The sequence below is a fragment of the Paenibacillus sp. PAMC21692 genome, assembly GCF_014303795.1.
In the GTDB taxonomy this organism is placed as follows: domain Bacteria; phylum Bacillota; class Bacilli; order Paenibacillales; family Paenibacillaceae; genus Pristimantibacillus; species Pristimantibacillus agaridevorans.
In genome coordinates, this window is sequence record NZ_CP060293.1 from 468,547 (window position 1) to 494,012 (window position 25,466).

Below are 25,466 nucleotides of genomic sequence, written 5' to 3' on the forward strand. Positions count from 1 at the left end.
CTATCACCATTTAGTCCCATGGATACTTGATATTCTCTATTACGAACACTTTTCCCTTCTTCACCTTGCTGTTTACGATAAAATAATTCAGCCGCTCCGCTCTTTAGCTTAATACCTTCGGCAAAAGATAGGAAATCATGTTAGATGATTGTGCCGTCGTAGAAAAAAAGAACCCTCCGGCCCGCTGCGGATGGTTCATAATTTTAAAAAATTCCCGCCTTCACAAAATTCCTGCCTGATTAATCATTTGACCTGCATCCCATGAAGCGCATCCAATCCAGCCTGCTCGTCCGGCAAAAAGAACACCTGCTTGCCTTGGTTCGATTCGTAGATGAAGTCCTTCAGGCTGTTGCTGTCGTATCCGCCGTATTCGCCGATAATGGCAAGCTTGACCCCATAATTCACGTATTTCTGGAGGATGTCGCCCGCGAGCTTCGTCTTCAGCTCAAAAAAATGTTCGCTCACGGCCTCCTTGCGGATCAACAGCTTGTTGCAGCCGTCCGTTTCGTAGCTCACTGTAGCCATCAAGTCCAGCGCGTCCTGCACGTCGCTCACGACTACTCCTTCGCTCTCGATAATCGCGACGCGGGAATCACCCCGCACATCTAATCGTATGTTCATTTTGCCCCTCCTTTATTTTCGCCCTCCGGCAGCGGACGCAACTCTTGCACGCCATGGATATGCGCCACGCCCTCCTTGCACAGTCCATATGGCTCCCAGCGGCAGTCCGAACATAATGTCCGAATATCGTCCGGCCCCACGTTGCTCGCCACCCTGGATAACACGCCGCTCCAACTGGAGCGACTGCCGATCGCAAGCCCCACCTGTGCCAAAATATCGCGATCCTTGCGGTACACGGAATCATTGCGGCAATGGGAAGGCTGGTCGCTCGGGAACGCCCGGCATATATCGTCAGGACCGTCGATCACTTCAATCACGGTCTCCGGATGGAGCCGCAGCGTCTCGTAAATCCCGGTCATGTTGGCGCAGAATCCGTCCGAATACCCTTTGCCCCGATAACCCAGCAGGCAAAGCAAATGATGACCCCTTAATGCAATCGCACCCATGCCGGCACCCCCTTCTCCTTCTGCCATACCAGGCTTCGGCCAAAACTAAAAAGTCTGCCGAGCTAGTCACGACCAGCAGTCGATTGATCAAAATATAGCAGAGGGATCCGCATCCCGCAATACAAAAACCGAACTTAGGATGTTTTACTTACTATTGTTGAGAGACATTATATTATATAGTAAACTGATAAGGAAGTACTGTTACTACAACACAACAAGGAGGCTTATCCAATGACTATAGAAAAAAAAATGGAGATCGGCATCAGCACGTTCTTGGAAGCAACAAATGGCCCGGATAGCCATGCCGCACGGCTGCGCAACGCAGTGGAGGAAATCGTGCTTGCCGATCAGGTCGGTCTCGACGTATACGGCATAGGCGAACATCATAGATCGGATTATGCAGCCTCTGCCCCCGCCGTCACGTTGGCGGCAGCTGCCGCTGCGACCAAGCATATCCGCCTGACAAGCGCTGTCACCGTCCTCTCCTCGGACGACCCCGTGCGGGTCTATCAAGACTTCGCCACGCTTGACAGCTTGTCGAACGGCAGAGCCGAAATCATGGCGGGCCGCGGTTCATTTATCGAGTCGTTCCCTCTCTTTGGATACAGCTTGGACGACTACGATTCCCTGTTCGAAGAGAACTTGGAGTTGCTTCTCGCGATTCGCAAGTCCGAAAAGGTAAGCTGGCGCGGAGGCCACCGTCCCGCATTTGACAACCTTGGCATCTATCCGCGAGCCGTCCAGGATCCGCTTCCCGTCTGGATCGCCACCGGCGGCAGCCCGGAATCTGCCGTGCGCGCGGGCATGCTGGGGCTGCCGGTCGTCTTCGCCATTATCGGCGGAATGCCGGAGCGCTTCGCTCCGCTTGTTGATCTGTATAAGCGCGCCGCCATACAGGCCGGACATGATCCGCGCAAGCTGCAGATCGCGTCGCATTCCCACGGCTTTATTGGCGATACGACAGACGGGGCGGCCGACCTTTACTATCCTCCCACACAAGCGCAGATGAATAAACTTGGACGCGAGCGCGGCTGGCCGGCTTATGACCGATCGGCGTTTGATGCCGCTCGTACGCTGCGCGGAGCGCTGTATGTCGGCGATCCTGAATTCGTGGCCGAAAAAATCGTCTTGCTTCGCAAGAACCTAGGTCTCACCCGGTTCTTCCTTCACCTCGACGTGGGAGTGATGCCGCATCGCGAGATTCTTCACTCCATTGAGCTGCTTGGCACCAAGGTAGCACCCATCGTTCATAAGGAGCTGGCTCGCATCGAAGGGTAATTTTTCGTGGAATGCACAATCGAAGGATCGGCCATGTACAGGGCCAACACGCCGTTGGCCGCCCTCGACTACAAGACAAGCCTCCAATTCTGCGGACTTTCGCAGAATCGGAGGCTTTGTTTGCGATTATGGCACTTAACGCCAATCACATCTTATCCAGCTTGACTATCGTCTATTCGTCCACTAGCTCATAGCTGACAAACGCAAAATGGGTACTGTCCGGCGACCAAGAGTTGACGTTGATCGTTCCCTGTCCGCCAAATAGCTCCGCCAGCACGCGATACGGTCCGCCTTCGCTGGACATGGCGCGCAACTCCACGTGTTTGTTCCGTGGGTGGTCGCCGGGATCCACATCTCCCTTGCGGTAAGCGATGTAGACGACCGTATTTCCGTCCGGCGATACATGCGGGAACCAACTGTTGCTCTCGTCGAACGTCATCTGCGTTTGCTCGGAACCGTCGGACTTCATGCGCCAGATTTGCATCAGACCGCTGCGAACGGAGTTAAACCAGATGAGTCGGCCGTCCGGCGAATATTCCGGCCCGTCGTTTAATCCCGGCGAGTCGGTCAATTGCTTCTCCCGGCCGCCCGATACCGGAATGGTGTAGATATCGTACTGCCCATTTCGCTCGGCACAGTAAGCCAGCGTGCTTCCGTCCGGCGACCAGCCATGCAGATAGCTAGGCCCCTCCTCTGTCACCAGGACCGGCTCTCCTCCTGCCAAAGGAAATACGTAGACACGGGACTTTCCGTCCTCCGCCGTATGGTGGCTGACCGCGATCTCCGTATGATCCGGAGAGAGCACGTGATCGTTATTGCACCGGTTGGCGAAGCCGGACGGGATCTCTTCGCTGACGCCCGTTTCCAGATCGAAGGCATAAAGCTTTCCTTCGCTGTTATAGATCAGCTTTCCTTCTCTCGTCCAATTCGGCGCCTCAATGCGCCTATCGAACGCGGCCAGCACGGTACGCTGTCCGGTATGCACATCCAATGTCTCTAAATAACTTCTGACCTTCCTCATTTTCGCCCAGTCCCTTCCCTTGGCCTTGACCTTGCCGATATGCTTGCTACAAAGTTAAACGCTTTTCCCGTGCTTCCGTTGCGGAAAAAGCCGACTTTCCCCCGGGAGCGGCACCCCTTGTCCAGACGATTCCGCCAACGGTCAGCATAACGAAGCCGGCCGCTTAGGAATACGCCTCCCGGACTCCAGTATGCCGCTGCCGCTGCGCCGATAAAGGGAGCGATCAGCATGGAGCTCGTCTGAACGGCTGATGCCAGCGACGACATGGGAGCGATGGTGTCCTCCGTCGTCTCCGTCTGCATGAGATAGCCGAACGGAACGGCGGATTGCGCTCCGCAGTAGCCGATGAGCGCGGCCCCCAGCAGCCAACCCGGGAGATTCGCCGGAAGCCAGCCAAGTCCCGACAGGCCCGCCAACGCGAGCACCAAACCGGATAGCAGGCCAGCCTGCGCCATGCGGACGATGGGCCGATGGCGCCAGCCGTCCCAATAACCGGCGGCGATCGCCCCTGCTACGCTTCCGGCGCCCACGCAGCCGATCAGCAGCGCGAAGCCTTCCTCCCGCAGCCCGGCGTCTTTCGCAAGCACGGCAAACAGATTGTCGTACACGAAGATGAGCGCATACGTCAGCCCCATATAGATCATGCCGGCCCGGAGCAGCGGTCTTCCCTTCATATGCGTTATCGCTTGACGCAGAGCTCCGCCTTTGCCGCGTTCCGCCCTTCCCGCTTCCGTTCCCCACCGCGGCAATCCTGCAAGCGCGGCGGCAGATAAAGCATACAAGGAGGCGCCTATAACGAACGGCGCGGCTTGCCCCAGCCACAGCGCGGATATCCCGCCCAGCATCGGTCCGACGATCTTGGTCAAATTCGCCGAAATGCCGCTAAGCGAAGTCGCCTGCGCCAGCCGTTCGGCTCCTACTAGCCCTTTCACGGCTTGCTGCCGGACGGGATCGAAGACGGAGCTGACGCTCATCTTAAGGAACACGAGCACAAGCAATACGGGCAGCGAATCGGCCCATACCATCGCGAATACGATGACGGCGCGCAGCGCGTCGCATAGGATCAATATCGTTTTGCCGCGGAATCTTCGAAGCCTGACGCTTGCCCATGGGCCGATGACGACCCACGGGAGCCCGACGCATGCCGAGTAGAGCGCCATCTCCGCGGGGCCGTGCCCCCATGCGTACACGATCAGCGTACTGATCGCGACAAAATCCAGCCAATTCGCCAAGTCGGACAAGGTTTGGCCCGTCCATAACCTGCGAAACCCTCGTTCTCTCAACGGCTGCCACATGCGCGCGGCTCCCGGAGCGGAAACTTTCATGACGAAATTCCTCCATCCATAACGTTTCCACTACCTTAACCGGCTATTGTCAGAAGGAGATCAGAGAACCGCCTCTTCGTCAAAATATTCGCCCAGCTGGCGCCTCATCTCGTCTTGGATCTCGTCGAGCCCAATCGAGCGTATGAGCCGCTGCCAATCCCCCTCGAAACGGCGGCGCACTCCGTCCCAGCTTCTCTGCCTGGCGAATTCTAGAATCGTGTGCAGCCCGTGCAGAAGGTGTAGGACGAATTGCGACTGTCCCAGCACGGCTACGCCTTGTTCCATGTTCGCCTGGCCGCCGGCGGGATCGGAAGAATAGACGAACAGTCCTTTGAGCAGAAGAAACTGCCCTTCCTCCCGCCTGTATGGGTACTTGCGCAGCTCCTCCTCGGCCTGTTGAAGAGCAAGCCGCCGATCCTGATCCTCTTCCGCATGCAGGGCGTATGCCAACCTCAGATTGGCGTAATAGGGAAACAATCCTTCCCAGCCGCGCTCTCGCGCCTCCGAGATCCGGTCCTCCAGACGCAACAGCGCCTCCTCGTATTCCTCCCATTCCAACAGCAGATGAATGATCGTCATCGTCTCCAGCTCGTTCTGCCATACCGGCGGCAGCGTTCGATCGCGCAGCGCCGCTTCGATAAAGGGACGATTGCTCCCGGGATCGACGTATTGATGCAGATACAGAAGCAGGAACGCCCGATCCTTCAACGAAGCGGCCTCGGGATCCACCGCGAACCGGACATCGCCCTCCATCGCGCGGATCAGCAAGCCGAAGCCGGGGTCTACGTCGAAGCCGAACATCTCCCTCTTCTTGTATAGGGCAAGCAGCGCGTCCCCGCGACCATATCGCAGGTAAGTACCGGCGACGCCGCGCATGTCTTCGTTGAATGCGGGAAGCCCCAGCAGCGGATTGACCGATGCCTCCCGCTTCTTATAGACGAACTTATAACCCACGCTTCGCACCGTCTCGATGCCGAGCTCCGTCTCCCAGAGCGCGAGCTTCTTCCGTAGCCGGTAAATATGGTCGTCGACCGTTCGGTCCACGGGCGCTTCCATCGTCCACAGCGCATCCAGCAGCTGTTCGCGGCTGAATGACCGGCTTTCGTGGCGGCATAGAAAGTCCAGCAGCGCGAACTCCTTGGGCAGCAGCGCCACGCTTCTTCCGCGGAAGGACGCTTCCAGCTTGTCTCGATCTAGTTGCAACGGTTGCCGCACGGGTCCCATGGAACGCTCCTCCTTCTTACGCAGATAAGTACATCCATTATAGAAAAGGGGCACCCGGGGAGCAACCGCTCCGCTTCTCCTTTCTAACGGACAGGTGAGACGCTAATCCTCGATTATAACGTGACTCTGAAATCTAACAGACACACGCGACGCTATTCCCACCGTCTGAGCAGCTTTCCTCCATATTTAGGACAAATAGAGGCGCTCCTGTCCGTTACAATTTGATTATGGAGATAAACAAGCAAATAGAGTCGCTCTTGTCCGTTAGATTCTCAACCTCTACCTTCGCCAGGTAATGCTCATCTTTCCGTTCGCAATCCCCATCTGACACGTTGCATCATTTCCCAAGCAATAAAAAAGAAGCGCACCGCCCGACACGGATACGCTTCTTCTATATGGGGTTTCCCGTTCACGGGGATGGTTTCGATTACTTGGCCGCGTACATGGCCTTCTTTAATTCCTGATTGCGCTCGGCGAAAACATCGTTATGGGAAGACACCATGCCGTAGGCATTGGCTTCCGGCGTGATGAACTGCTTTGCCTTGTTGACGGCATTGGCCGCATCGTGGAACGCTCCCGCGATCAGGTGAAGCTTGCCGTCGTGCGCCAGGATGTCGCCCGCGGCATATAGACCCGGCACGGACGTTTCGCTGGAAGAAGAACCCGCGATGCCCCACGCCTCGTGCATCTTGATTTTCACTTCGCTCTTCTCCAGCAGGTCGGAGTCGCGCTCGAAGCCGTGGTTGATAATGACCTCGTCGACCGCGAGCTCCATCTCGGAGTCGTCTTCGTGGTTGTTGATCATGACCGAGCCTATGGCTTCCTGACCCGGCACCGCGATCAGCTTGCCGATCGACGAATTGAGCAGAACCTCGGCAGAGCTTCTCTTGAGCTTCGACACTTCCGCCTCATGGCCCTTCAGAACTTCCTTCCGGTACGTCAAATACACCTTCTTGGCGATCGGCTCCAACTCGTTGGCCCAATCAATCGCCGCGTTTCCGCCGCCGGAGATAAGAACAACCTTGTCTCTAAACCGTCCGAGCGACTTGACCGTGTAATGCAGATTGGTGACCTCGAAGCGGTCCGCGCCTTCGATATCCAGCTTGGTCGGCTTAAGGATGCCGCCCCCCACAGCCAGAATGACAGTTCGCGAATAGTGCTCGGCGCCGGAGGAAGTATGCAGAACGAACAGTTCTTCTTCGTTCTTGGAGATGGTCGTTACTTTCTCCCCGGTGACGACTGCCGGCGAGAACGTTAGGCCTTGCTGAACGAGCTGGTCAATCAGCTGCTCGCCGGTAACAGGCGTCAGACCGCCGATGTCCCAGATCATTTTCTCCGGGTAAACATGAACCTTGCCGCCCAGGAACGGCTGGAACTCGATAATTTTCACTTTCATCTCGCGCAGTCCCGCGTAGAACGAGGCATACAAGCCGGCCGGCCCGCCGCCGATCACGGTTACGTCGTATACCGCTTCTGCATCTATTGTCATTGGGCATAACTCCTTAATTAGGATTTCTCTTAAAGGAATCGTACCACAAATATATGAGAATGAAAATCATTACTGAACTTTGGACACAAAAAAGCCGGAAATCATCCGAGACGACTCCGGCTGCTTCGTGCACCATGTATGTTCTCTTGGCTCTCCTAATGATTGGGATCTCCCTTGGCTAACTGATCCTGGGCGAGGCGTATAAGCTCTTTCACCATGGAGCCCCCGATCCGCCCGCCGATATGTCCGGCTTCCTCGGTCGTCAAATTTCCGTTGCCGTTCGGCTTAAGCGGGACGCCTAACTCCTTGGCCACCTCAAACTTCACGTTGTCCGGCCGATTCGGGTCCACCTGGTAGCCTTCCCGCTTCATCACTTCCGCCTTGAATGCCGCCATTCCTTGCTCGGCTCCGGGCACGGCATACTTTCTTCTTCTCGCCATTATATATCGCTCCTTCGCTGGGTACTGTCGATTAGCTATAACATGCCCAGAAAGCGATAAATTAAGCATTGGCTGTACATTCGAAAAATTAGTTAACTTTGATCTCCAGCAGCTCATACCGAATAATGCCCACCGGCGCGTTGACGTTGATGATATCGCCGACCTTCTTGCCCATCAACTCTTGTCCCAGCGGACTTTCGTACGAAATTTTGTTGTCCGCGACATCCGCTTCCGCAGGCCCCACCACTTGGTATTCAATCTTCTCGTTGAATTCGATATCGTTTAACGTAACGATCGAACCTACGCTGACTTTATCCAGCGCGATGCTTCCCGCATCGACTACTCGCGCAACTTTCAGCATTCTCTCGAGCTGCAGGATGCGCGTCTCCATAAACGCCTGATCGTCCTTGGCGGAATGGTACTCGCTGTTCTCCTTCAGATCGCCATAGCTGATGGCTACTTTTAGACGCTGTGACAGCTCCTTGCGTTTGACCGTCTTAAGCTCCTCTAGCTCGTCTTCAATCTTCTTTAAGCCTTCCGCCGTAAGAATCAATTCTTCTTTGGTCATTGCCGCGATCTCCTCTTTCTGCTCTATAATCACGCCCGACTAGCCGGCTGTGTCCTCTCTGTACTACTTTACCACTGCTCTCGGCCATTTCGGTCGACGCACTCCTAGTAGTGTACCACATTTCTACTTAGGTGCGGTTATGCTCCTCGCTTTCTGGTGTGTGCCGCAACCTTTCACAGTTCGATAACAACGTTTTGCCCTCTAGACATCGGCAGCTAATTGTTTTACGATGCTGTGTAGAGACGAAGAACGTCCCGTACCAGCCTTTGACGGCTTACGGGGCGTTTTTTTATTTTCCACGGGAGGCGGTGCGCCTATGAATTTCGACCAAGCACATGCACAATTTGTCAAACAGCACCTGTCTGCTAGGTCCGGCGAAAGACGTGACAGACTAGAAAGGGGGCATCGGCATGCCGAGACCCTGTTTCTGCGTCAAGTTTGGTGGCTGCTTCGCGGCCATTTCGAACATCTGCATCCTGAGTACGAGGTTCCGGATTGGCGAGGACGATCCTATTTTGCCGATTTTGCTTGGCTGCCCGGCTTCATCAAACTAATCATTGAAATTAAGGGATACGCCACCCATGTTCAGGACATGGATCGGCGGAAATTCTGCAACGAACTGAATCGTGAAACGTTCTTAAGAGCCATGGGCTATCAGGTTATCTCGTTCTCATACGACGATGTGGAGCAGCGGCCTGACTTATGCCTGACTTTGCTGCGTTTGCTTATCGGCCAATATGAGACGGGACAAGTCCCGGTCTCCCGAACGCTTCTGGCCGAGAAGGAGGTCCTGCGATTGGCTATGCAGTCGCCGGCACCGATCAGACCTATTGATGTCGCTCGACACTTTGAAATCGATAACAAGTCGGCGCTGCGAATGCTGCGAAGTCTTTCAACCGATGGCTGGCTGATCCCAGCGTATAGCGGAGCTAAGCAGCGAATCGTGCGATATGAGCTTGCGCCTCATGCTGTAAATTATTTTTTGTAAGCGCACGGCTGGTGTATGGGTGCCCCATTTTGGGCTTACTGAGGGACTTGGGGGGTACTTGAGAAGCTATTTGGGATGATGCTTGGTGCTTGGGTTGGTGCTTGGGTTGGTGCTTGGGTTGGTGCTTGGGTTGGTGCTTGGGTTGGTTCTTGGGTTGGTGCATGGGTTGGTGCTTGGACCGGTGCTTGGGAGATGTAATTTACGGTTCCGCTTCGGGCCGCGCTCGTGTAACGGTTAACACGAGAAAATAGGAGGATTTCCTCCCTCTAATTCACTAGATTTCGTAATATTTCATAGTTTAAAAGGATTTCCTCCCATTAATCAACATCATTCAACTCACATTGGGTCTATTCGCCGTATTTATAGGGAGGTTTTCCTATTAATTACTTTAATCAGAATTATGAATCCGTGTTAGAGGGCGTTTTTCCCATTAAACCATAATGATTGGCTGCTTCGGAAAAGAGGTTATATGTTTCTTCAGACGTCAGACCGCTGGCCACGAATAACGGGTTCATCTGAGGGTAATATGGGGACCATCATCATGTAAAAGCAGTGCATACCCAACTGCTCTTTCTATGCCTAGCGCCTAGCCAACTAGTTGTCATCCTTGAAGAAAAATATTGTTACGAGCTCTTACATGGGTCAACGGGTGTGATGCAATATTATGAAATGTTGTGGAATATCACCAAGTAGTGCAATAAACAAATTTCATTGTTTCCCACATAACTTTGTATTACTTCATAATACGAACTATTTTTGTTGATGATTTAAGGACACATGAGGCTTCCTGATGAATTTCGGATGAAAATGTTGAGTATTACAAAGAGCCTCCTAGTATGACCAAGTGTTGTCCAGTAATACTAAATCGTTATGATTATACAAGGTTTTTAGTGTTACTAAGTACTGCAATAGGGTGCGTTGAGGCGCGAAGCAATGTGAAGCAAGGCTGCGCAAGCGAAGCTATGTGAAGCTATCCAAGCTATGCAAGCTATACGAAGCAATGCAAGGCTATGCGAAGCTGCGTAGCTGTGCGAAGCTATGCGATGCAAGGCTATGCGAATGTTTCGAGCTACTGACTTCTGTCTGCTCCATGTTTCTCAGAGTCCGTTTTTCAGCGGGCGGGGCGACCATCTCTCTACCCTGCCCCTCACTCACTTTTCTCTACGTTCCGTTTTTCCAGCACTGGCGAGTCAATTTTCTCCTGTCGTCCCTATCCTAAGGTGGATCGATGCGTTCAATAAGTCCCAAAAATAAAAAGGTTGGACGAGAAAACACAAGGTTTTTCGTCCAACCTTTTTGACCATCTGCTTTTGCAGGAATGCAGCGAGGCGGATGCCCGCCAAGCGCTACCGCTCCTCCCTCAGCTCCAAGCCTCGACATCTTCTTCGTCCACTTCTTCTTCCGCCGCATTAGCCGGCGATTCATCCGCTGCCGACGCGGCACCCAACTGACGCGCTGCGATGAAGGCGGCCTGAATTGCCTCGTCGCTGGCACCCGACATTGCCAGGTACCGCATAATCGCGGCTTCGCCGGAATCAGACTCTATCGGCCAACGTATACGATCTGCCTGTTCGCCGGCGCTTGGCGCAGCACGTTTCCGCGCGTCATCTACCGCGCCTTCATCCATCATTGCACGCGCCGTCGATGTTTCCCGCCATGCCGCATTATGCTGGGTATCATGTGCCGCCCCTGACTCCACGCCTTGCAATCCCTTCCGTTCCACAGGGACGCAGGTCTGCAGATTGCGAACTCCGTTCGCTGCGACCTCCCTCTCTACCAGATAACGCAGCGAGTCCATCAGATTGCTCTGCGCGTTGAGCCAGGCCATGACGAATGCATTTTCGTTTTTGCGCGTCTTCAAGCTAATATTGTCGCCCGGCTGCTTGGTCTTTTTCATTATGCTGCACCTGCCTGTCCCTTATGTTGGCGTCGCCCGCCTTTCCTCCCCGCCTATGCCGGCTGGACCATCTTCTGCTTAAGCGCCTCGTAGATTTTGCCCCGGACAAAAGCGTCGAGACCCATCGCGTTCATCTTGACCGCATAGTCGGATGGCACGTACAGCAGCAGAATTTCCCGTTCGTCGCACAGCTCCTTAAGATACGGATACAGCACGGTCCGCATCAGTATGCTGCCGCCGCCGTAGACGCAGATCAGATCAACTTCGTTGCGCGCCTTGGTCAGCTGGCGTTTTGCCTGCTGCACGATTTGCTTCACCTGGCTCTCCAGCGGCCGCTTCAGCGTGTTCAAGGCTCTTGCATGGTACTTATGCTTCGGATTTTTGAGCACGTCGCTGAAAAATTGTCGCGGACTATCGGGCAGATGGATCTGCCGGTTAAACTCCGGCAGCGCCTCCTCGATGGCATAGCCGGCGCCGTGATGGCTGCCATGCACGAATTGACGAAGGAACTTGTTCCCTTCGGTAATGGGGTATTCCGTGGATCCGTCCCCGATATCAATGTGCAGTATTTTTTTGTCCTTGAAGTAGCTTCCGTTAAACTTGTTTTCCATCCCGTACGATTCCGAGAAGTGGTCAAACAGCTCTCCCTGCCGCCAATTTCCCTCCGCATCCTTCTGCAGCGTAAAGATGACCGGCGTCGCCTCCGGCACCACCTTTACAAACGGGAAACTTAGCTTGACCGATACGCGGTGAGTACCGAGATGCACCGTTACATGATGGACCCCCGACATGAACCGCCGCTCGAATCTCGCCGCAGACTCATCCGTATGCTGCGTCACCGGCAGCGCCGTCGCCATATCGACCTCCACCTCTAGAGGCTCCATAATGGAGCCGCTCTCCTCATAAGCCCTTTGCACGGCAACCGCAGCGATTTGAGCGAGCGTATTGACAATGGGCAGGTCCATGTCGCTTTTCATATCGATGCCGATCTGAATATTGTCGATCACCTCGCCGCTCTCCAGCGCGAACTTGCCGATATAATACATGCCAGGCCTCACGGCCGGCGAATCGATCGTCACCACAAGCTGCTCCTGCAGCCCCTTCACGAAGCTCTCCGGCGCCTGCTCCTCCCGCCATGGAAGCCCGTCCACCCTGCAATTGACGTTCGGCTGCATGATCAAGCGCCCGTCCACGATCAGATCATGCTCGCTGTTCCCATTATCGTTGCCTACGAAGAAATGATAGTTCATGACCGTTATCCTCCTCAGGAATATAAATATCGCGCCCGTTAGGCGCCTCCGCGTACAGTTGTCCATTGGCCTGGCTGCCGCCGTTCGGCAATCCTTAGTCATACTTTGCCATACTGGGCCCTGGCCTTACATCTAGCGGAGGTCATGTAGGTCCATTAATGTTTTTTCATGAAATAATGTCGATACAGAACGTTTGTAGGAAGGATTTCTCCGATCAGCGGTTTCTGCAAGGCCGCATTTGCTTCGCAGGCCCTATCCGTTCGGACGAGCACCTGACCAGGGGCCTAAGACAGTCGAATTCGGCTGTCCTAATGTGGCAGCTCTCTCAGAGCAACTACACCAATTTGACGCCTGCTTCAGTCGTACTCGATCATGTCCAGCATCACTTCCACCCTTTCCTATCATTGAAAAAAAGCCTCCTCCCTCCGAGCAACTCGGAGAGAAGAGGCATCAGGACGCCTATCGCATCCAGTGTCAGTCGTTTATGATATTCGCGTCGGGCGATTTGTCGGCTACTAGATTGAGCTGTATGCCATGCTCGAGATACGCCTTCAATCCCGACAATACGAACGTAAAGCCTTGCGTAGAATCCATCGCCTGCTCCAGCAGCTCGTCCGCCGTCCCTTCGAAGCCGTCGTTGACGATCGTGACAAACGTCTCGCTCTCGCCCCGTGCAACGAACGTCCACTCCACGCGGGTTCCCCAATCGATGACGATGCGGCTGTTCTGCTCAACGGCAAGGACGTCGATATCCGCCCCGACGCCATACATCTCCCAATCCCAGCGCACTTTGGCGCCGCTCTCCAGCTTGCCGCTGCCTTTCGTGAACCAGAACTTGGACGTCACTTCGGGATCGACGAAAGCCCGAAACACCTCTTGCACAGGCCTGCGAATCAACATCTCCGCGCGTACGACGGGCGGCTTACCAAGCGTATTCGACATGCTGCTTCCTCCTTGGACAAGACAAAAATGTAATCATTGCCTAGATGATATCATAACCGTTCCCTGCGCCAAAAGAGTTTTCCTCATCGCATTCACGCCTAAAGCGGGACCAGCTTGTCGGAGCCCTCCGCATAACGATAAGTACGTATTGTTTGAGCCGATTTCTCGCCCCCCGACAACGACAAGCCAAATAATCCCGTTGTCGGGTCGTAAGACACCGCATCCCCTTCACCCGCCCCGAGCAGCTCGCGAATGCCGGCATAATACAGCTCGTTGTTCCGCTCCTTGAGCACATAGATCTGGTTGCCCCTGCCGGACACCGCTATCAGTTCCTCGACGCCGTCCCCGTCCAGATCGCGCTCGTGCATGGCGGGATAGTGGAAGGTGAGGAATGTCTCCAGGCCGTCTTCTTTCTTCCGCAGGTACCACGTCGTTATACCGATGCCGTCGATATGACCTTGCGCCGATATTTTTAGCATATCCTGGCCGAACAACCGCACCGTCTCATGATTGAAGTCGAAGGAATGTCCCATCCCCCAGGAATAGATACGCTCCGGTCCCGTGAACGCGTCGTACGTGAAGCCAAAATATTCCTCATCGGCCGGCAGCTCGGGAAGCCGCAGATCGGCACTATTAATCGTATACCTCAACAAGGTCCCGACCCCATCCCATGACTTGCTGTCCAGCAGCGTAATGTCGTCATAGGTTAACGTCTCGATCGCGTTTCTCCCCGGACTGCCAATGGGGTGCGCACTATTGCCGAGTCCCGGCAGCAGCTCCGGCGAACTCGACATTATGGCATCTCCTCTCTCAAGCCGTTCGCCTTCCAGCAATCCGTACGCGACGGCGATCTCGCCTCCAGACGTCCTAATCTTGCGCTCTCCCAGCAAACCAGCCGAGGCAGTCCGCTGGTCTTTTATGTCGCCAACCCGCCAGCCGCCATCTTGCAGCGTCAAGACCAGAATCAACGCGGCTGCCCCAATCGCTGCGGCGGACATCGCCCTCCGCAGCAGCTGCCTGATGCCGCCGGCTCCCTTTCCCTTGTACGCAAACGCCCCATCCGCGCTCCGAAGCACCGTACGTTTCATCTCCTCCGTAAATCCCTCTCCGGACATCCTTGCCAATCCCTGCCGCCTCGCCGTATCGTACCAATCCGGCTTTCGTTCATTCACCGTTCATCCCTCCTCTTCCGCTTTTGTCACCATCGAGTGCTTGCATCGGCTTCCACGTCGGCATCGTCGGCATCATCGTCATGCCGTCCCCTCCTTCAGCGCCTTCTCTACCGCCTTGCGGGCCCGGCTCAGCCGAGACTTGACGGTGCCTTCCGATACGTCCAGCAGCTTCGCCATCTCCGCCATCGGGAGACCATGCTCCAGATCAAGCACCAGCGCCTCGCGCAGCTTGACGGACAACCCCATAATGATGGTCCAGAGATCCCGCTCCCCCTGTTTGTCCAGGTAAGCCGATTCTGCCGATGCTCCTTCTCCTCCGGGATGCACCCGCTCGAACAGTAGAATACGCCGAAGATAGGCAGACTTCCGTTCGTTGATGGCGAGGTTGCGGGTGATCGACAGCAGCCAGGTTTTTATGGACGATTGTCCTCGAAAGGAATGGAACTTCTGGTAAGCGCGAATGAACACCTCCTGAGAGATGTCGCATGCCAGCTCGCGATTGCGCGTCATCGCGTACGCATACCGCCAAACCTCGTCGCCGTATTCGTCCATGAGCCGACCCAAGTCCAACTTGTCGATTGACTCGATATGGGCCATATACCGGAGATCCATGTTCATGCTCGCCCCCCTCTACTCTATTAGACAAGACAATGCCTATCCTGGTTCCCCTCTCGACAAAATAATCGGCAAGGGATGACTAAAACAATCCCAATTATGGAAAACTCCATATACTTCGACTTCCAGACCCGGCAAAGGAGGCCTACATGCTATCATCCGTCATTTCTTATATCCCCACATGGGAAGTATGGCTCCAGGCCGCCATCGCGTGCCTCGTACCTATCGCGGCCAGTTTCGTTTACAAGAAAACTTACTCTCTTGCAGGCAAAGGACGAAATCCCAACACCGCGGAGAACAAGAAAGATCCCGACCTCCCGACACCCGACAACTCGCCATTTAGCGGCGACTACGCAACCGATCTCGCTACCATTCGCGAGCGTATCGGCGGCAACAGCGATCTATGCTCTCGAGAGTTTCGTATGGCGAAGCTTAACGTCCGCGCAACGCTGTTCTTCGTGACTGGCATGCAGAACGACCGGGTGCTCGACCTTCAGTTGATGGAGTTTCTTATGTTCGAAGCCGGCGCGGACGTGTATGCCGAACCGGAGCGGCTGCAAGATCAACTTCCCTTTAACAATCTCCTCGAAGCTCCCAGCCTCGACAGCTTTAATCGATCGGTGCTTTTCGGATATACCGGGCTGCTGATCGAGGGCCAGCCGAGCGGTTTGCTGATCGAGTGCCCGGACGGAACCAATCGCGCAGTTCAGGAGCCCTTGTCCGAGGCGCTCCTGCGAGGTCCCAGGCTTAGCTTCACCGAGATGCTGAGCGTGAATACGTCGATGCTGCGTCGGCAAGGCCTCAGCGACCAGTTGGAAATCAAGACCTTTCGGGTGGGCACGCGGCTACAGAAGGATCTCGCCCTGGCCTACATCAAGGATATTGTCAATCCGGATCTGCTGGAGGAGGTTAAGGCCCGCATTCAGAAAATGGACTTCGACTTTATCGCGGAGTCGGGTTATATCGAGGAGCTGATCGAGGATAACTATCTAAGTCCCTTCCAACAGCTCCAAAATACCGAAAGGCCTGACCGGGTCATCGCCGCCATGCTGGAGGGACGGATCGCAATACTGTTGGATGGAACGCCGTTCGTCCTCCTCGCGCCCGCTACGTTTAGCATGCTGCTGCAATCTCCAGAGGACTACTACGAGCGCTGGCTGCCCAGCTCTTTGCTGCGAATGCTGCGTTTTGCCGCCGCTTTTATGGCGCTGATGGCCCCGTCGCTCTACATCTCGTTCATCTCGTTCCACCCGGGCCTGATCCCCACGGAGCTGGCATTGTCCATCATTGAGACTCGTCTTGGAGTACCCTTCCCGTCGCTAATCGAAGTGCTTATCCTGGAGGTCTCCATCGAGATTCTTCGGGAAGCCGGCATCCGATTGCCCAAACCCGTCGGCCCGGCGATGGGCATCGTCGGTGGTCTCATTATTGGAGACGCCGCCGTACAAGCAGGCCTCGTCAGCCCGTTCCTGGTCATTGTCGTAGCCGTCACGGCCATCTCATCCTTCTCCATTCCGACCTACAGCGCAGGCATAACGCTGCGGCTGTTACGTTTTGTCGGGATGATATTCGCGGCGTTTCTAGGCATGTTCGGCACAATTCTGTTTTTCCTGCTGCTCTGCAGTCATCTGACGAAATTAAAAAGCTTCGGCGTTCCTTATCTGACTCCGGTATCCCCGTTCCGTCCCCGGGACTGGAAGGATCTCTTCTTCCGCGCGCCGCGCGCCTTGATGAAGCGAAGACCGGCCATGATGAAGACGCAAGACGATAAACGCAAATCGTAACTCTGGGAGGAGGTCTCTACTTGTTCATTCGTACCGACGATCGAATCACCACCTCGCAAGCCATTGTCTTTCTGATAAATACGATATTGGGCGCAGGCATATTGACCATGCCGCGAAGCGTCACGCACGCGACCAAGTCACCGGATGCATGGGTTGCCGTTCTCTTGGGGGGGATCATCGTCATTCCCGCCATTCTGCTTGTGGTCAAGCTGTCTCAACAGTTCCCCGGACAGACGATCTTCCAGTACGCCAGCCGAATCGTAGGCAAGCTGCCGGGCAAGGCGTTCTGCCTGCTTTTCGTCTGCTACTTCCTGATTATTGCCGGCTTCGAAATTCGTTCCCTGGCCGAGGTCACGCTGTTCTTCCTGCTTGAAGGAACGCCTATTTGGGCAATCGTGGTGCCCTTTATCTGGGTAGGCGCCTATCTGGTCAACGGGGGCATCAATGCCATTGCGAGGGTGTATCAGATCATCTTCCCCATCTCTATGTTCGTATTGCTCATCTCCTTTGCGGTCAGTTCCCGCGTGTTCGACATCGATAATCTGCGTCCGGTTTTCGGAGACGGTTTTGCTCCCATCCTTGCAGGCTTGAGGGCATCTATTCCGGTCTTTGTGGGCTACGAAGTTATCCTAACGCTGGTCGCCTTTATGGAGCATCCGCGTCAAGCCGCCAAAGCGATGATCGGGGGGGTTGTCATTCTGCTTGCCGTCTATCTGATAACCGTGATCTTCGTAGTGGGCGGCATATCCATCGATTCTGCCATGACCAGCACCTGGCCGACCCTCGATCTCATTCGCAGCTTCGAGATAAGCGGATTTTTTGTGGAACGGCTGGAATTTCCGTTAATGGTGATCTGGCTTATGCAGTTGTTCTGCAATTTCTGCAGTTTCTTTTTCCAATCTTCCCTGGGTCTATCCCAAATTTTTAATCTGTCCTACCAACCGGTCATCTTTGCCATGGTTCCGATCGTCCTGTTGTCCACCATGGTTCCCAAAAGTCTGCAAGACTTGTTGCTCCTTGGAGATATGATCGGCATAATGAGCATCAGCTTGTTCCTTCTCCTGCTGCTGCTCGCGGTGGTCTGGCTGATCCGCACGAAGGGATTGAAACAACATGTCTAGCCCCCGCAAGCGCGTCCTCCTCACTTTGGTTCTCTCCGCCGTTCTTGTCATGCCGACCGGGTGCTGGAGCAGCAAGGAAATCGAGGATGTGGCCCTGTTTACCGGCATTGCCCTGGACAAAGGACAACCCGCGCCGATCGAGAAGGAATTCGAATCCAAGGGCGCAACCTATTCGAAACGGAATAAATTAATGGCTACCCTACAGTTGGTGCCCTTTAAATCCCAAAAAAATCAGGGCAAAAAACAGGACGGCAAGCAACCTACTTTTCTGAATATATCGGGAAGCGGAGACTCTGTCCTGGAAATTCTTCGTCAATTTTCCATTCGTTTGGACCGGCCCCTTATGGGACATCATCTCAAGGTAATCATCATCTCCGTCGATCTGCTGCGCAAACAGTCGATCGAGCAGTTGACGGATTTCTTGCTGCGCGATAACGAAATTCGTCCCAGCACTCTTGTTTATGTAAGCCAAGGACCAGCCAGGGATACCTTAATGTCCAAAAAGCTAAATGAAGTTCCTTCGTTCCATATTTCCAAAGCAGTGCGAAATCGGGCACGGACCAGCAAAGTACTGAAGCCGGTCACATTGAGCCGATTGGATTCGTTGACACACTCCAAAAAAAGCTTTGTCCTGCAGACGCTCGTAACAGGCGGCGACGAACTGGAGCTGTCTGGCGCTAGCATCATTAACGCCACCGGGCATTGGATCGGTTCCTTAAATCAAGAGAACACGGAATGTCTGGCCTGGCTGTCCGGCGATCGTAATGCGGGAGTGATCAAGACCGATGATTGGAACGGAGAGACGATTACTTACGAAATAAAGTCCTTGCGCAGCAAGATCACGCCCCAAGTAAAAGGAGACCAAATCTCATTTAAGGTCGAAATCCATACGCTAGGGCGTCTCATCGAGACATGGGACGAGCAGTCTCATCCGACAACGAATGATTACGCAAACGCGCTCGACAAGCGGCTCGAGGACAAACTCTCTGCAATGATGGAGGAGCTGATGGTTAAGCTGCAATCGAAATACAAGAGCGACGTTGCCGGCTTCGGTCGAAGATTGGCGATCGAGAATCCCGCCGCGTGGAAGAAGGTCAAAGAGGATTGGGACAACGTGTTCAGCCGTTCGGAGATCACGTTCGCCATTAAGGTAAGGATCAACGATTTCGGTTCATTTACAGAGGATTGACAGGTTGCTGAGCCCTCCGGTCCTCTTGCGTTGCGGTCGATCGGGAGGGAGCTGTTCCAAAAGCGTTCGCATGACACGGGGTTCCGTTCACCCCACTCTCACAAACATTATAACGTTATATTGTAATTTGCGATTTATATGCTATTCTATGGTTAGGGTTGTTAGCTTGGAATAGACTATTGCCTATGCGGGAGCAAAGTGAGCAGAACGCGGGCAACGGAAATGTGGTGAAGACATGCAAGAGCAGGAACGTTACATCTTGCGCGATTTGCGACTCTTGGATGGACAGCCGGTAGATATCGCTATACAGGACGGGCGTATTGCGGGTGTGTGGACGGCAGGGCAAGCTTCCCAGCAATGGGAGGAAGCCGCCTCCATCGACTGCTCCGGGCAATACGTGTCCAGCGGGTGGATAGACATGCACGTTCATGCGTTCCCCGAGCTTGATCCGTACGGCGACGAGATCGACGCCATCGGCGTGGAGCAAGGCGTGGCGACGATCGTTGACGCGGGCAGCTGCGGCGCGGATCGGATCGGCGAGCTGCTGGCGAACGGGCAGAAAGCGCGAACGAATCTGCTCGCTTTTCTCAACATCGCTCATATCGGCTTACATCGCATCGATGAGCTGTCGGACCTCGCATGGATCGACGGGAGCAAGTTGCGTAAAGCGTTAGAGGCCCATCAGAGCTCTATCGTTGGACTCAAAGCGCGCATTAGCAAAAGCGTCGTTAAAGACAGCGGCATTGAACCGCTCCATCTGGCACGCCGATTCTCCGAGGAAACCGGGCTGCCGCTTATGGTGCATATCGGCTCCGGGCCTCCCGCCATCGAGGATGTCGTCCGGTTGCTGGCGGACAGGGACATCATTACGCATTATTTAAATGGCAAGGCGAACAATCTGTTCGATGGCGAAGGCAGGCCGCTGCAAGTGTTGGTAGACGCCTTGGCGCGCGGAGTTCGGTTGGACGTTGGGCATGGCACGGCCAGCTTCTCGTTCCGGGTTGCGGACGCAGCCAAGAGGCATGGCATCCCGCTGCACACGATCAGCTCCGACATTTACCGCGGCAACCGGAAGAACGGACCCGTGTATAGCTTGGCTAACGTGATGACGAAGTTCCTGCATCTGGGATACACGCTGGAAGAAGTCGTCGCGGCAGTCACGTCGAACGCGGCAGAGTGGCTCGGCAAGCCTGAGCTTGGACGAATCGTTGCCGGAGATACCGCCAATCTGACGTTGTTCGAGGTGCGGCAAGAGCGCATGGAGCTGGTCGATTCGGAAGGTGAACGGCGAATTGCGGATCAACTTATACAAGCCAAAGGAGTTGTGGTGGATGGCAAGTTCATTAAATGCGAAGTACGGCCTTAAGAGGGTTATTAACGCCAGCGGACGAATGAGTATTCTGGGCGTGTCCGCTCCGACGGACACCGTCATGGACGCCATGAAGCATGGCGGGCAAAACTACGTCGAGATCGCCGATCTCGTCGACAAGGCCGGCGACTATATCGCCCGCATTTTGGGCTCGGAAGCGGCCGTCGTCGTGAACTCGGCTTCGAGCGGCATCGCTTTGTCCGTCGCGGCCATCGTTACGGGCGGCAACAAGCGAGCCAGCTTGCGCCTGCATATGGAGCCGATCGCGAAAAACGAGGTCATCATGCTCAAAGGCCACAACGTGCAATACGGCGCGCCGGTCGACACGATGGTATACCTGGGCGGCGGCAAAGTCGTCGAGGTCGGCTACGCCAACGAAGGCAAAGCCGAGCATATCGAAGATGCAATCGGCCCGAACACGGCGGCTATCCTTTACGTAAAATCGCATCATACCGTGCAGAAAAATATGATTTCCGTCGAAGAAGCCTGGGAAGTCGCTCAGCGAAATAGCGTGCCTCTTATCGTGGACGCAGCAGCAGAGGAAGACTTGCAGAAGTATGTGATGGTGTCGGATCTCGCCATTTACAGCGGCTCCAAAGCAATTGAAGGCCCGACCTCCGGCATCGTGGGAGGCAAGCGCAAGTACATCGAATCCGTGAAGACGCAGCTGCATGGCATCGGCCGCAGCATGAAAGTCGGCAAAGAAACGACGTTTGGCCTGCTGCAAGCGTTGGACGAGTACAGCGTAAAAGAAGATAGAAGCGAGCAGGAGAAGGAATCGCTGAACCTGCTTATGGGGCTGAACGAGCTAAACGGCGTCAACGTTACGGTCGTGCAGGACGAGGCTGGACGAGCGATCTTCCGCGCTCGCATCGCAATCGACGCGGCAGCGTCGGGCACGACAGCCAAAGCGGTGGTCGATGGCCTGCAAAACGGCGACATCGCCATCTATACCCGCGACTACGGCGTGCGCCAAGGCTACTTCGACATCGATCCTCGCCCGCTAATGGGCGACGACATGGAGGTTATCGCGACGCGGGTTCGCGAGCTGGTGACTGGTTAGGATCCAAATCCTAACAACGCCGCTATCCGATGGAGCGGCGAGGTTGACACGAGGGTACTGAGCCGCATATGTTGCTTGTTGTGTCGACTATAGCCTGGAATGCGCCGTATGAGCTCCAATACTCCTACACATCTGCTTCAAGAGGAGCCACATGCGGTGCGCGTCAACGGTGCTCGATTTCCCTCCCCGTCTGCGCTGGGATGCGGCGACGAACATCGGATGCGGCGATTGTACTCGCTTTTTCATACTCATGCGGCACTCCGAGCACCGGATGCGGCGATTGTACCGACACACGCACGCCAAGCCACAATCATGACAGCCGATTTTTCGGCGAATACTTGAATATCAGGAGGATACCAACATGACAACCACCGCAAAACGCTTCTACAAAGGGCGCGTGGCCCTCAACGTGCTGACAAACAGCATCGACAACGCTAAAGAAATTTTCGACGCGGCCGAAGGCTACGTGCTCGTCGGCGTATTGTCCAAGAACTACCCTACGGTCGCCGAAGGCGTAGCCGCCATGAAAGCCTACGGCGAAGCCATCGAAGACGCCGTCTCCATCGGACTCGGCGCGGGCGATAACCGCCAAGCGGCTGTCGTGGCCGAGATCGCCAGGCACTACGGCGGCACGCACATCAACCAAGTGTTCCCGGCTGTCGGCGCCACCCGCGCGAACCTGGGCGAGAGGGACAGCTGGATCAACAGCCTCGTGTCGCCAACGGGCAAAGTCGGATACGTCAACATATCCACGGGTCCCGTAAGCGCAGCGCAGGACGAGCTTGCCATCGTGCCGGTAAAGACGGCAATCGCGCTGGTTCGCGACATGGGCGGCAACGCGCTCAAGTTTTTCCCGATGAACGGACTCAACGCCGAAGACGAACTCCGCGCCGTTGCGGCGGCTTGCGCCGAAGCCGGATTTGCGCTTGAGCCGACAGGCGGCATCGACAAGGAGAACTTCGAGGCTATCCTTCGCATCTGTCTGGAAGCCGGCGTGCAGCAGGTCATCCCTCACATCTACTCGTCGATCATCGATAAAGCCACTGGCGCGACAATCGTAGAAGACGTGCGCGAACTTCTCGCCATAACCAAACGTCTGGTAGACGAGCATGCCTAAGCGGATTGCGGCATTTGGGGAAGTCATGATGCGCCTGCAGGTGCCGGGCTACGAGCTGCTGTCGCAGTCGAACACCCTGCAATATTCGTTCTCCGGCACCGGCGTTAACGTCTCCGCCGCGCTGACCCGCTTCGGTCACACGGGATATCTCGTCTCCACCCTGCCGGATCACTCCGTCGGCGACGCGGCAATCGCCTACTTGCGGAAGCTGGGCATTACGGCATCGTTTATCAGGCGCGACGGCAAGTACGTAGGCATGTACTTTCTGGAGAACGGCTTCGGCGCAAGAGCGAGCCGGGTAACGTACACAAACCGTCTGGAGAGCAGCTTCAACACTGCGGCGGAGGACGCATACGACTTCGCGTCGATTGCCCGGGAGATCGACGTCGTCCACTTCTGCGGCATTACACTGGCCATGAACGATACCGTACGCAGCCAAATGAAGGCGTTCGCTCAAGCCGTCAAGTCCGCTGGCGGCACGGTCGTCTTCGACTGCAACTATCGTCCGAGCCTGTGGGGCGAAGGAGCTTATGAGAAGGCGCGGCCTTACTACGAGGATATGCTGGGACTGGCGGACATCGTTATGATGAACGAGAAGGATGCGTTGCTGACGCTGGGCATGTCAACCGACAAGCAATCGCGCCGCGAACAGCTCATAGATTTAATCCCCGCAGTTGCGGTAAAATATAACATACGCGCAATCGCGGGTACTCATCGCTCCATTAACGGCGACAATACGCATGCGCTGCAGGGCTTCCTGTACAAGGACGGCCGCTTCACGTTCGCGGAGCCGCTCTCGTTTGCGGTCCATGACCGGATCGGCGCGGGCGACGCTTATACGAGCGGCATCATCCATGGCGAGACCGCCGGCTGGACGCCCGAGGAGACCGTGGCTTTCGCGGCGGCGGCGGGCATGCTCGCCCACACGATCGTGGGCGATACGCCACTGTCTTCCGAGAGCGATATTCGCAAAGCAATGGCGGCGACCGTCAGCGACGTAGAAAGGTAGTGCAACCCACCGTGAACTTGTCCAGGAAATCGAAACCGTTGTATATGCAGATTAAGAGCATCGTGAAAGACCGGATTTTGCACGGGGTATATCCCTTGGGCAGCATCATTCCTTCCGAGCCCCAGCTCGAGAGCGAATTCGGCGTCAGCAAAATCACTGTCCGCAACGCCGTCAGCGAGCTCGTGCAGGAAGGTTATCTGGAGAAGGGCAGCGGCAAAGGCACGAAAGTCATCCGCAATACGTCCACGTCGAAGCTGTCCAAGCAGAAACGGTTTACCGAGGTGCTCGTCGAAGGCGGTCATCGCATTCGCAAGGAGCTGCTCATCGCCGAAGTTGTCGTCAACGAGCCCGGCACCTTGCCGCATGCCCTGTTCGGCGACCAAGCTTACCGCATCGAACGGCTGTACCATCTGAACGACGAGCCTTACATTTACTATATGCATTATCTCACCATGCGGGCGGGGGGCATCGAGCTCTCCGATCTCACCTCGCAGTCGCTGTACGATATGCTCGAGGAGCATGAAGTCGCACCAGAGAAATTCCGCGACGAGTTCGAGGTAACGCTCGCTCCCGCTTACGTCGAGCAGAGACTAGGCGTTGCCGCAGGCACACCACTGCTCAAGCGCTCCCGCTACTCCTACGACGGGGCAGGCCATTTGATCGAATATAGCGAGGGGCTGTACCACACGGCATTGCATAGCTATGTGGTGAATTATGATGTTTGAGGGTTGAAAATTCCAGCTTTCAGGCGGTTGCCGTCCATCTGATAAACCGTTGATATCTATTTTGCTCATTCCTGCCATTCTAAGCATACGATATCGGGGCTGTCCAATAAGTCTCCAAAATAAAAAAGGTTGGGTGAGAATACTATGGTTTAGCTCCTTGGTTTTTGGCATCCACTGCTGCTTTCTTGAGCAGAGTGTCGGCAAAGGAACACTCAGAGAGGCCGGTCGGTTTGTGCGATTTTTCGTACAACAGGAGGTCTTGGGGAAGCCATTTCGGGAATTATGTACATAAAAACGTATAATTGTTCGCAATTCGAGCCCAAGGCTCTGTTTGTATACGATATTTCCTTCAAATTACACCCATTACTCTGAATTTCAAGTTGATCTGAGTGAAAAATCGTACAAAATCCCCCTTTTGGTTTATCTATATAAAGAGAGGTTGTCCCCAAAGTAAGTCATCTGCGATGACTTACTTTGGGGACAACCTCTCTTAGCTTTATGTTCGCCTTAATATCCAAGTGCGCAGCTGGATTTCCCGTTCTTCCTGGTCCTGGCAATAACTCGAAGTAATTGTTCGAGAACACATACTCCCCAAATCATAGTGCCATTCTGTCCCGGCCTGGCGATTGTCCGGTCTTGCTCTTAAACGTCTTTGAGTACGTACGCTAGCCCCCTATGAAGTTCGTCTTCCTCAGACCGAAGATTTGCCGCCGGCTTCCTTCAGATTCCACCTCACTATGGACACCCATACCTTAAGCAATGGCTACTACTGCCTTCGCCATTCGGGACTTGAACCCTAGAGATAACACCCAT

At 55.0% G+C, this 25,466-nt stretch carries 23 protein-coding genes; 10 read left to right on the plus strand and 13 right to left on the minus strand.

Features of this window, described 5'->3' with window-relative positions; translation table 11 throughout:
- Positions 1-243: 243 nt before the first annotated feature.
- Together H7F31_RS01905 and H7F31_RS01910 are read right to left on the minus strand one after the other, a co-directional pair.
- Positions 244-621, minus strand: coding sequence for a DUF4180 domain-containing protein (locus tag H7F31_RS01905; RefSeq protein ID WP_187102765.1), 378 nt, complete (start codon positions 619-621; stop codon positions 244-246).
- On the minus strand, positions 618-1,067 hold the full coding sequence (locus H7F31_RS01910) for a DUF1284 domain-containing protein (RefSeq protein WP_187102766.1): 450 nt from the start codon (positions 1,065-1,067) through the stop codon (positions 618-620). The genes H7F31_RS01905 and H7F31_RS01910 overlap by 4 nt, the downstream gene beginning before the upstream one ends.
- A 231-nt stretch (positions 1,068-1,298) precedes the next feature.
- On the opposite strand from H7F31_RS01910, the gene H7F31_RS01915 reads away from it, so the two are divergent.
- Entirely contained in the window at positions 1,299-2,345 is a 1,047-nt protein-coding gene (locus H7F31_RS01915; protein ID WP_187102767.1) for an LLM class flavin-dependent oxidoreductase, read from the plus strand.
- A gap of 172 nt (positions 2,346-2,517) precedes the next feature.
- Here H7F31_RS01915 and H7F31_RS01920 read toward each other — a convergent pair whose 3' ends face one another.
- The 6 genes from H7F31_RS01920 to greA all read right to left on the minus strand — a co-directional run bounded on the left by H7F31_RS01920 (position 2,518) and on the right by greA (position 8,412).
- Positions 2,518-3,366 (minus strand): TolB family protein, encoded by an 849-nt coding sequence (locus tag H7F31_RS01920; protein ID WP_187102768.1) that lies wholly within the window; start codon positions 3,364-3,366, stop codon positions 2,518-2,520.
- On the minus strand, positions 3,363-4,691 hold the full coding sequence (locus H7F31_RS01925) for an MFS transporter (protein WP_187102769.1): 1,329 nt from the start codon (positions 4,689-4,691) through the stop codon (positions 3,363-3,365). The genes H7F31_RS01920 and H7F31_RS01925 overlap by 4 nt, the downstream gene beginning before the upstream one ends.
- Positions 4,692-4,751: 60 nt before the next feature.
- Positions 4,752-5,915, minus strand: a complete 1,164-nt coding sequence (locus H7F31_RS01930) for a winged helix-turn-helix domain-containing protein (protein WP_187102770.1) — start codon at positions 5,913-5,915, stop codon at positions 4,752-4,754.
- A 427-nt stretch (positions 5,916-6,342) separates the two neighbouring features.
- Positions 6,343-7,398 (minus strand): NAD(P)/FAD-dependent oxidoreductase, encoded by a 1,056-nt coding sequence (locus tag H7F31_RS01935; protein WP_187105174.1) that lies wholly within the window; start codon positions 7,396-7,398, stop codon positions 6,343-6,345.
- Between the two features lie 161 nt (positions 7,399-7,559).
- Positions 7,560-7,844, minus strand: coding sequence for an alpha/beta-type small acid-soluble spore protein (locus tag H7F31_RS01940; protein WP_187102771.1), 285 nt, complete (start codon positions 7,842-7,844; stop codon positions 7,560-7,562).
- A gap of 88 nt (positions 7,845-7,932) precedes the next feature.
- Entirely contained in the window at positions 7,933-8,412 is a 480-nt protein-coding gene (gene greA / locus H7F31_RS01945) for a transcription elongation factor GreA (RefSeq protein WP_187102772.1), read from the minus strand.
- 316 nt (positions 8,413-8,728) lie between these two features.
- On the opposite strand from greA, the gene H7F31_RS01950 reads away from it, so the two are divergent.
- Entirely contained in the window at positions 8,729-9,400 is a 672-nt protein-coding gene (locus tag H7F31_RS01950) for a DUF559 domain-containing protein (RefSeq protein ID WP_187102773.1), read from the plus strand.
- 1,360 nt (positions 9,401-10,760) lie between these two features.
- On the opposite strand, the gene H7F31_RS01955 is transcribed toward H7F31_RS01950, so the two are convergent.
- The 5 genes from H7F31_RS01955 to H7F31_RS01975 form a co-directional block, all read right to left on the minus strand.
- Entirely contained in the window at positions 10,761-11,297 is a 537-nt protein-coding gene (locus tag H7F31_RS01955; protein WP_187102774.1) for a hypothetical protein, read from the minus strand.
- A gap of 53 nt (positions 11,298-11,350) precedes the next feature.
- The gene (locus H7F31_RS01960) at positions 11,351-12,547 is read right to left on the minus strand and encodes a ParM/StbA family protein (RefSeq protein WP_187102775.1); all 1,197 of its coding nucleotides are present in this window, start codon (positions 12,545-12,547) and stop codon (positions 11,351-11,353) included.
- A 474-nt stretch (positions 12,548-13,021) separates the two neighbouring features.
- Positions 13,022-13,489: an SRPBCC family protein gene (locus tag H7F31_RS01965; protein ID WP_187102776.1), complete on the minus strand. Its 468-nt coding sequence runs from the start codon at positions 13,487-13,489 to the stop codon at positions 13,022-13,024.
- Between the two features lie 98 nt (positions 13,490-13,587).
- Positions 13,588-14,661 (minus strand): hypothetical protein, encoded by a 1,074-nt coding sequence (locus H7F31_RS01970; RefSeq protein ID WP_187102777.1) that lies wholly within the window; start codon positions 14,659-14,661, stop codon positions 13,588-13,590.
- 78 nt (positions 14,662-14,739) lie between these two features.
- Positions 14,740-15,279 carry an RNA polymerase sigma factor gene (locus tag H7F31_RS01975; protein WP_261800273.1) on the minus strand — a complete coding sequence of 180 codons (540 nt, stop codon included), beginning with the start codon at positions 15,277-15,279 and terminating at the stop codon, positions 14,740-14,742.
- Between the two features lie 146 nt (positions 15,280-15,425).
- On the opposite strand from H7F31_RS01975, the gene H7F31_RS01980 reads away from it, so the two are divergent.
- The 8 genes from H7F31_RS01980 to H7F31_RS02015 all read left to right on the plus strand — a co-directional run bounded on the left by H7F31_RS01980 (position 15,426) and on the right by H7F31_RS02015 (position 24,653).
- Entirely contained in the window at positions 15,426-17,060 is a 1,635-nt protein-coding gene (locus H7F31_RS01980) for a spore germination protein (protein WP_187102778.1), read from the plus strand.
- Positions 17,061-17,080: 20 nt separating this feature from the next.
- Positions 17,081-18,181: a GerAB/ArcD/ProY family transporter gene (locus tag H7F31_RS01985; protein WP_187102779.1), complete on the plus strand. Its 1,101-nt coding sequence runs from the start codon at positions 17,081-17,083 to the stop codon at positions 18,179-18,181.
- On the plus strand, positions 18,174-19,370 hold the full coding sequence (locus H7F31_RS01990; protein WP_187102780.1) for a Ger(x)C family spore germination protein: 1,197 nt from the start codon (positions 18,174-18,176) through the stop codon (positions 19,368-19,370). The genes H7F31_RS01985 and H7F31_RS01990 overlap by 8 nt, the downstream gene beginning before the upstream one ends.
- 235 nt (positions 19,371-19,605) lie before the next feature.
- Positions 19,606-20,736, plus strand: a complete 1,131-nt coding sequence (locus H7F31_RS01995) for an amidohydrolase/deacetylase family metallohydrolase (RefSeq protein WP_187102781.1) — start codon at positions 19,606-19,608, stop codon at positions 20,734-20,736.
- Positions 20,702-21,802, plus strand: a complete 1,101-nt coding sequence (locus tag H7F31_RS02000) for a DgaE family pyridoxal phosphate-dependent ammonia lyase (protein WP_187102782.1) — start codon at positions 20,702-20,704, stop codon at positions 21,800-21,802. The genes H7F31_RS01995 and H7F31_RS02000 overlap by 35 nt, the downstream gene beginning before the upstream one ends.
- Positions 21,803-22,163: 361 nt before the next feature.
- Positions 22,164-22,919, plus strand: coding sequence for a 2-dehydro-3-deoxy-phosphogluconate aldolase (locus tag H7F31_RS02005; protein WP_187102783.1), 756 nt, complete (start codon positions 22,164-22,166; stop codon positions 22,917-22,919).
- The gene (locus tag H7F31_RS02010) at positions 22,912-23,928 is read left to right on the plus strand and encodes a sugar kinase (RefSeq protein WP_187102784.1); all 1,017 of its coding nucleotides are present in this window, start codon (positions 22,912-22,914) and stop codon (positions 23,926-23,928) included. Before H7F31_RS02005 ends, H7F31_RS02010 begins: the two co-directional genes overlap by 8 nt.
- The gene (locus tag H7F31_RS02015; protein ID WP_187102785.1) at positions 23,928-24,653 is read left to right on the plus strand and encodes a GntR family transcriptional regulator; all 726 of its coding nucleotides are present in this window, start codon (positions 23,928-23,930) and stop codon (positions 24,651-24,653) included. The genes H7F31_RS02010 and H7F31_RS02015 overlap by 1 nt, the downstream gene beginning before the upstream one ends.
- The last annotated feature ends 813 nt before the right edge of the window (positions 24,654-25,466 follow it).

Excerpts from the sequence above, each read along its gene's own strand:
- H7F31_RS01905 (WP_187102765.1), bottom strand. The coding sequence starts at position 621 with ATGAACATACGATTAGATGTGCGGGGTGATTCCCGCGTCGCGATTATC.
- H7F31_RS01910 (WP_187102766.1), bottom strand. The coding sequence starts at position 1,067 with ATGGGTGCGATTGCATTAAGGGGTCATCATTTGCTTTGCCTGCTGGGT.
- H7F31_RS01915 (WP_187102767.1), top strand. The coding sequence starts at position 1,299 with ATGACTATAGAAAAAAAAATGGAGATCGGCATCAGCACGTTCTTGGAA.
- H7F31_RS01920 (WP_187102768.1), bottom strand. The coding sequence starts at position 3,366 with ATGAGGAAGGTCAGAAGTTATTTAGAGACATTGGATGTGCATACCGGA.
- H7F31_RS01925 (WP_187102769.1), bottom strand. The coding sequence starts at position 4,691 with ATGAAAGTTTCCGCTCCGGGAGCCGCGCGCATGTGGCAGCCGTTGAGA.
- H7F31_RS01930 (WP_187102770.1), bottom strand. The coding sequence starts at position 5,915 with ATGGGACCCGTGCGGCAACCGTTGCAACTAGATCGAGACAAGCTGGAA.
- H7F31_RS01940 (WP_187102771.1), bottom strand. The coding sequence starts at position 7,844 with ATGGCGAGAAGAAGAAAGTATGCCGTGCCCGGAGCCGAGCAAGGAATG.
- greA (WP_187102772.1), bottom strand. The coding sequence starts at position 8,412 with ATGACCAAAGAAGAATTGATTCTTACGGCGGAAGGCTTAAAGAAGATT.
- H7F31_RS01950 (WP_187102773.1), top strand. The coding sequence starts at position 8,729 with ATGAATTTCGACCAAGCACATGCACAATTTGTCAAACAGCACCTGTCT.
- H7F31_RS01955 (WP_187102774.1), bottom strand. The coding sequence starts at position 11,297 with ATGAAAAAGACCAAGCAGCCGGGCGACAATATTAGCTTGAAGACGCGC.
- H7F31_RS01960 (WP_187102775.1), bottom strand. The coding sequence starts at position 12,547 with ATGAACTATCATTTCTTCGTAGGCAACGATAATGGGAACAGCGAGCAT.
- H7F31_RS01965 (WP_187102776.1), bottom strand. The coding sequence starts at position 13,489 with ATGTCGAATACGCTTGGTAAGCCGCCCGTCGTACGCGCGGAGATGTTG.
- H7F31_RS01975 (WP_261800273.1), bottom strand. The coding sequence starts at position 15,279 with ATGAACATGGATCTCCGGTATATGGCCCATATCGAGTCAATCGACAAG.
- H7F31_RS01980 (WP_187102778.1), top strand. The coding sequence starts at position 15,426 with ATGCTATCATCCGTCATTTCTTATATCCCCACATGGGAAGTATGGCTC.
- H7F31_RS01990 (WP_187102780.1), top strand. The coding sequence starts at position 18,174 with ATGTCTAGCCCCCGCAAGCGCGTCCTCCTCACTTTGGTTCTCTCCGCC.
- H7F31_RS01995 (WP_187102781.1), top strand. The coding sequence starts at position 19,606 with ATGCAAGAGCAGGAACGTTACATCTTGCGCGATTTGCGACTCTTGGAT.
- H7F31_RS02000 (WP_187102782.1), top strand. The coding sequence starts at position 20,702 with ATGGCAAGTTCATTAAATGCGAAGTACGGCCTTAAGAGGGTTATTAAC.
- H7F31_RS02005 (WP_187102783.1), top strand. The coding sequence starts at position 22,164 with ATGACAACCACCGCAAAACGCTTCTACAAAGGGCGCGTGGCCCTCAAC.
- H7F31_RS02010 (WP_187102784.1), top strand. The coding sequence starts at position 22,912 with ATGCCTAAGCGGATTGCGGCATTTGGGGAAGTCATGATGCGCCTGCAG.